This is a genomic window from Staphylococcus sp. HMSC036D05 (assembly GCF_001836225.1).
GTDB lineage: Bacteria > Bacillota > Bacilli > Staphylococcales > Staphylococcaceae > Staphylococcus > Staphylococcus caprae.
Genome location: NZ_KV827792.1, coordinates 1 through 6,041 on the forward strand (window position 1 = coordinate 1; position 6,041 = coordinate 6,041).

Annotated in this window: 5 protein-coding genes and 4 tRNA genes; 1 reads left to right on the plus strand and 8 read right to left on the minus strand. The window is 34.1% G+C overall.

Going from position 1 to position 6,041, the window contains the following annotated elements:
* Positions 1-36: 36 nt before the first annotated feature.
* The 8 genes from HMPREF2580_RS11725 to hemE all read right to left on the minus strand — a co-directional run bounded on the left by HMPREF2580_RS11725 (position 37) and on the right by hemE (position 5,080).
* Positions 37-109 (minus strand) — tRNA-His (locus HMPREF2580_RS11725).
* A 13-nt stretch (positions 110-122) separates the two neighbouring features.
* Positions 123-195, minus strand: a tRNA-Phe gene (locus HMPREF2580_RS11730).
* 10 nt (positions 196-205) lie between these two features.
* A tRNA-Asp gene (locus HMPREF2580_RS11735) sits at positions 206-281 on the minus strand.
* Between the two features lie 15 nt (positions 282-296).
* Positions 297-370 (minus strand) — tRNA-Met (locus HMPREF2580_RS11740).
* 308 nt (positions 371-678) lie between these two features.
* Positions 679-1,233 (minus strand): RBBP9/YdeN family alpha/beta hydrolase, encoded by a 555-nt coding sequence (locus tag HMPREF2580_RS11745; RefSeq protein WP_002443520.1) that lies wholly within the window; start codon positions 1,231-1,233, stop codon positions 679-681.
* Positions 1,234-1,377: 144 nt separating this feature from the next.
* Complete coding sequence (gene hemY / locus HMPREF2580_RS11750; protein WP_070833341.1) at positions 1,378-2,772, minus strand: protoporphyrinogen oxidase; 1,395 nt, start codon at positions 2,770-2,772, stop codon at positions 1,378-1,380.
* A gap of 275 nt (positions 2,773-3,047) precedes the next feature.
* Positions 3,048-3,971, minus strand: coding sequence for a ferrochelatase (hemH, locus tag HMPREF2580_RS11755; RefSeq protein WP_070833344.1), 924 nt, complete (start codon positions 3,969-3,971; stop codon positions 3,048-3,050).
* A 74-nt stretch (positions 3,972-4,045) separates the two neighbouring features.
* Entirely contained in the window at positions 4,046-5,080 is a 1,035-nt protein-coding gene (hemE, locus tag HMPREF2580_RS11760; RefSeq protein ID WP_002443529.1) for a uroporphyrinogen decarboxylase, read from the minus strand.
* 339 nt (positions 5,081-5,419) lie between these two features.
* On the opposite strand from hemE, the gene traP reads away from it, so the two are divergent.
* Positions 5,420-5,923: a signal transduction protein TRAP gene (gene traP / locus HMPREF2580_RS11765; RefSeq protein WP_002443532.1), complete on the plus strand. Its 504-nt coding sequence runs from the start codon at positions 5,420-5,422 to the stop codon at positions 5,921-5,923.
* Positions 5,924-6,041: the final 118 nt, after the last annotated feature.

A 6,041-nucleotide genomic window follows, 5' to 3' on the forward strand; every position in this document is an offset into this window, starting at 1 on the left:
CTTACCGCTTGGCTATAGCCCATTAATAATAATAAGGGCGGTTGAAGGGAATCGAACCCTCGAGTGTCGGAACCACAATCCGATGCGTTAACCACTTCGCCACAACCGCCAAAAATAGCGAATGGTTCAGGACAGAGTCGAACTGCCGACACATGGAGCTTCAATCCATTGCTCTACCAACTGAGCTACTGAACCACAATTGTAATGGCGGTCTCGACGGGAATCGAACCCGCGATCTCCTGCGTGACAGGCAGGCGTGTTAACCGCTACACTACGAGACCTATTAAAATGATGTATTGCGGGAGGCGGATTTGAACCACCGACCTTCGGGTTATGAGCCCGACGAGCTACCGAACTGCTCCATCCCGCGCCAATATTATTTTTGACTACCTTATTATCTTACCATTTTCATCTTTACAATGTCAATACTTTTTTAAAGAAATTTAACATTTCGTTCATTTCAACTTTAAATCAATTTGTGATAATTGAAATGAATGACGTCTCAAATAAGTACTTTATTAGTATATAAATTACAATTCATTTCGTCAATATTGTTTTGAAATTAAATTGTGTAAAAAATTACCTCATATATCTTTTTATATTTTTCTTTACTAAAATATATATTTCACAAGTTCATCTACTACTTTTAAAGCACGCTTAGCATTGAGACTATACAAATTACCTTGTCATATAACCTTGCATTCTAGATTGTAAAGAAGTAAATGTTGTGAACCCCTCATCTTCTAGAAAGTGTCCGCCCTCTTCAACGATACGTATTTTTCCATTCAACGTATCCATTAATCTTTTCGTTTCTTTATAAGAGACGTATTTGTCATCTTTTGAAGAAAGTCCATAAAAATGATCGACCTGTGATTTCACTTTTTCATAATTAATAGAAATGCCATCTAAATTTACATTCTCATCGATATCATGAGCATCTTCTTTAAAACCTGCGATGCTAAATAATCCTTCAATATGATGGTCTGTGCCTTCAATAAATTTCAACGCTGCAATGGTACCAAAGCCATGAGTGACAAAGTATGTATCATATTTGCGAATTCGAATTTGATCTTTCATTTGGCTTACCCACTCATCGATTTGAGCATGTGCATCCGCATCTAAATTAAATAAAGTCACGTGATAACCTTCTAATGTTAAATTATGCTTTAACCATTCATACCAATGGTTTGTGGCATTTCCATATTTTGAATGTACGATAATCACATCTGTCATGTTCTTCACCTCATAAGTTGATTCACTTCATCTCTATTTTAAAATAAAAACACTTTAAAAGGAATGATACTACTGCGATAAACTATCACTCTTTCATAGAGCCAAGTTAAATGCAATCATTCTTATTAAAGTGTTATATAAGATTTATAATTCTTCTAAAATTTCTTCGATAGCATTCTTACCTTGTTGAATACAATCCGGTAATCCTACAGCTTCAAAAGGAGCTCCTGTGATACGTAATCTAGGGTACGTGTTTTTGATATGTTGTTGAATTGCTTTAATATTCTTAATATGACCGACGTGATATTGAGGCATACTTTTCGGCAAACGATTAACAATTGTAAAATCAGGATCGCCTTTAAACGTCATCATCTGACTTAAATCTCGTCTTACAATAGAGACGATTTCGTCATCCGTATGATCATCAACTACAGTATCGCCTGGCTTACCTACGTATGCTCTGATAAGCACTTTCCCATCTGGAGTTGTAAATGGCCATTTTTTAGATGTCCACGTACAAGCTGTGATATCAGTCTTACTGGTACGTGCGATCACAAATCCTGTGCCATCGTATGTGTTTTCAATATTTTTGTCGTCAAATGCCATCACGACAGTTGCTACAGTAGTTGAATCCATATTATTAAAGTAATCAAATGCTGGATCATGATTGAACCATTTCATAAACACTTGTTGTGGCGTTGTTACTAACACGCCTTCGAAACGCTCGCTCTTATTATCTAAGACGATTTCGTAATCTTTTTGATAGACTTTAATATCATTAACTGTCGTATTGTAACGAATATTGACGCCTTTATTTTGCACATCTTTAGCAAGTGCTTCAATAAATGAACTAAGTCCGTGTCTAAATTGTTTAAACTGACCTTTTGGTGCTCCAGGATAAAGTTGACGTTGTTTCACACGTTGTTCTTTCTCATCTTTCATCCCTTTAATCAAACTTCCAAATTGTTCTTCTTTCTCTTTAAAATTAGGAAACGTACTCATTAAACTTAAATCATCAATATTCGTACCATAAATTCCACCCATCAATGGCTCGATTAAGTTTTCAAGCACTTCATCGCCTAATCTTTGTCTAAAGAAATCTCCTACAGAAATATCATCTTCAATTTCTATCGGCTTCTTAAACAAATCAAGACCAGCTCTTAATTTACCAAGTGGTGAGATTAACTTCGTTTTTATAAACGGCTTAATATCCGTAGGTATGCCCATGATTGAACCACCTGGAATCGGATATAACTTGTTCTTAGCAAATATATACGATTGACCTGTCGTATTGGTAATTAAATCATTTTCCAAACCAATATCTTTAGCAAGATCTGTCATAATCGTCTTACGTCCTAAATAAGATTCTGGCCCTAATTCAATTGTATATCCATCCTCGCGATATGTTTGTATTTTACCACCTGGACGATTGGACGCTTCAAATATCGTTACTTCTACTGAAGGATCTTGCTTTTTAATAAAATATGCACTCGATAAACCTGTAATTCCAGCTCCAATAATTGCAATTCTTTTACTCAATTGTTTCACGCTTCCTTTCAGACCCGTAAAAATCTATCCTGAAAATGTGTATTATTCTTAAATTTAATTTCCTCAAAAATGAGGCTGGGACATCATTGATTATCTCAGCCTCATTTAACATATTGGCAATAGAACTCCAAATTGAAAGTATTCTTATTTTAAGTTTCTCTTAATACCTGCCATCACTGCCAAGGTGCGATAACACAAATAATTTTACTAAATGTTATTTCTGCTCCGCTCCTATTCAATATTATATATATGCTTTTAACATTATTTTAAAAATGCGCTTTAATTTCGTCAACAATGGCACCGATAAATAAAGGATCCGTATTCGGCATATCTGGACGATAGTAATTGGCACCTACTTCATCACACACGACTTTACATTCATGGTCGTTATCATAAAGAACTTCTAAATGTTCACATACGAAACCGACTGGCGTGTAGATAAAGTTTTTAAAATGATGTTTATTGTATAAATCACGAGTAAGGTCTTGAACGTCTGGTCCTAACCAAGGTGTTCCAGTATTCCCTTCAGATTGCCAACCTTCAGCCACGTGAATGATATTGGAATCTTGTTTAAGTATCTGAGCAGTTTCATGTAATTCGTCTGGATAAGGATCATTATTACGCTCAATCAATCCTTTAGGTAAACTGTGAGCTGAAACAACTAATACCGTTTCATCATGCTCATTTTCTGGAATTTGATTCAATGTTTCATTGATTTTATCAGTCCAGTATTTAATAAATTTAGGTTGATGGTAATAATGCTTAATGTGCGTAAGCTTTATACCATATTTGTCCGCTTCCTCTTGTGCACGATCATCATATGAACCGACAGAGAAACTTGAATAATGCGGTGCTAATACTACTGTGACAGCTTCTTCAATACCATCTTCATGCATTTTCTCGACTGCATCCTCAATATACGGAGAAATATGTTTTAAACCTAAATATAATTTGAAATTCACATCATCATACGTTTCATTTAAAGCTTGAGTTAACGCTTCAGCTTGTCTATCTGTAGTCCCTGCTAAAGGTGATAAACCTCCGATAAATTCATAACGATCTTTTAAATCTTGTAGTTCTTCTTCAGTTGGTCTTTTACCGTGTCTAATATCAGTATAATACGGCTCGATATCACTCTCTTTATACGGTGTACCGTATGCCATTACTAATAATCCAATTGTTTTACTCATTGATAAAACCTTCCTTTAATTGTTAGTTATCGTTACTTAAGTAAGGTTTGGGAGACACCAAATCTTCAAAAGAACTATTTTTGAGTATATTGATGAACAAACGCGCTCACTTTTCTTAATGTTTCTGGTTTCACTTCAGGAAATACACCATGACCTAAATTGAATATATGTTTACCACGATTCATCCCCTGGTCAAGTATTTCCTTCAAACGTGTTTCTATAACATCCCAAGGTGCTAATAATAATGAAGGATCTAAATTACCTTGCAATGTCTTTTTGACGCCCATATCATCAGCTTGTTTAATTGAAGTTCTCCAATCAAGTCCTAGCACATCTATTGGTAAATCATTCCATTCATTAATTAAGTGGCTCGCACCTACTCCGAAAAGAATCACCGGTACATCATGGTGGGCTTTAATTCCGCTGATTAATTTTTCCATGGCAGGTTTAATATAGTAATTATAATCTTGTGTGTTTAATGCACCTACCCATGAATCAAAGATTTGAATCAATTCAGCACCTGCTTCAATTTGAGCAACTACATATGTGATTGAAATATCAACAAGATGATTCATTAAAGCAAACCATGTTTCTTCATCACTATACATCATCGCTTTAGTGAAATTATAATTCTTAGAAGGACCCCCTTCAATCATGTAAGATGCTAATGTAAATGGCGCACCTGTGAATCCAATTAATGGTACATTAAGTTTCTCTTCTGTAAGAAGCTTAATCGTATCTAACACGTAAGGCACGTCACGTTTAGGGTCTATTTGAGATAACTTTTCAACATCCTGAACCGATTTAATAGGATTAGAAATCACTGGCCCTATACCAGATTTAATATCTACATCTACACCTATTGGTTTTAAAGGTGTCATAATATCTTTATAAAGAACTGCCGCATCAGTCTGATAATTGTCCACAGGCAACTGTGTGACATAAGCACATAATTCTGGTTGATGCGTAATTTCGAAAAGTGAATATTTTTCTTTTAATTTGCGATACTCAGGTTGTGAACGTCCTGCTTGACGCATAAACCACACGGGTGTGTGTGACGTTGTTTCACCTTTTATTGTCTTTAAAATCGTATCGTTTTTACTATGCACCTTCGCGTCCTCCTACATTAAAATCATTCTTATCTATAATAGCATATTGTACGCAATTTCGTATTTTATTATGCTTAAATGTCATAAAAAAGACATAGTACTTTTATTTGTAAATCCTAGTTTTATAAAGTTTAAAATTATACTTTATTTTTATTAAAAATCGGGTATTTATTTCGTGGACATTCTAATAAAGTTAAACTAAATATTTAATTATATTTTTAGTTAAATTTGTAATTTTATGAAGAATTCTATTACTTTTTATTAGAAAATCTAGAGTTTTGTTGTAGCAAAAGAAATATTATAATCGTATAATAAATTAAAACAAGGGAGGAATGTATCATGAATCTATATACATCTTATGGGACGTACGGATTTTTAAATCAAATTAAACTTAATAATCCTGATCATCAACTATTCCAATTCTCAGCATCTGATACTTCAGTCATTTTAGAAGAAACAGATGAAAAATCTGTTCTCAAACATCCAAGCTCTTATAATGTGCTTTATAGTGTTGGAGATTTTAATGAAGATCATTTCTACTGTGCAATGTTTATTCCTTCTTCTGAGGATCATAGTAATCAATTAGAGAAAAAGTTATTGCATTTAGGTGCACCATTTGAATCATTTGCTGGATTCAAAAGTTATCGATTACTTAGACCGTTAGAAGGTAATACTTATAAAATTTACTTTGGATTTGCGAGTCGCACTGCTTACGAAGATTTTAAAGCTTCTGATATTTTCAATGATAATTTCTCAAAAGTGGCTTTAAGTCAATTCTTTGGTGCAAGCGGGCAACATTCTAGCTATTTCGAAAGATACTTATATCCAATTGAAGAACAGTAATAACATAAAATAGCTTTGGACAGCGTTGTCCAAAAATAATAGCAGTAAGATGATTTCAATTAGAAATCTTCTTACTGCTTTTTTTAATTCAATACTTCGTATTGCTTAGCTCCCTTGC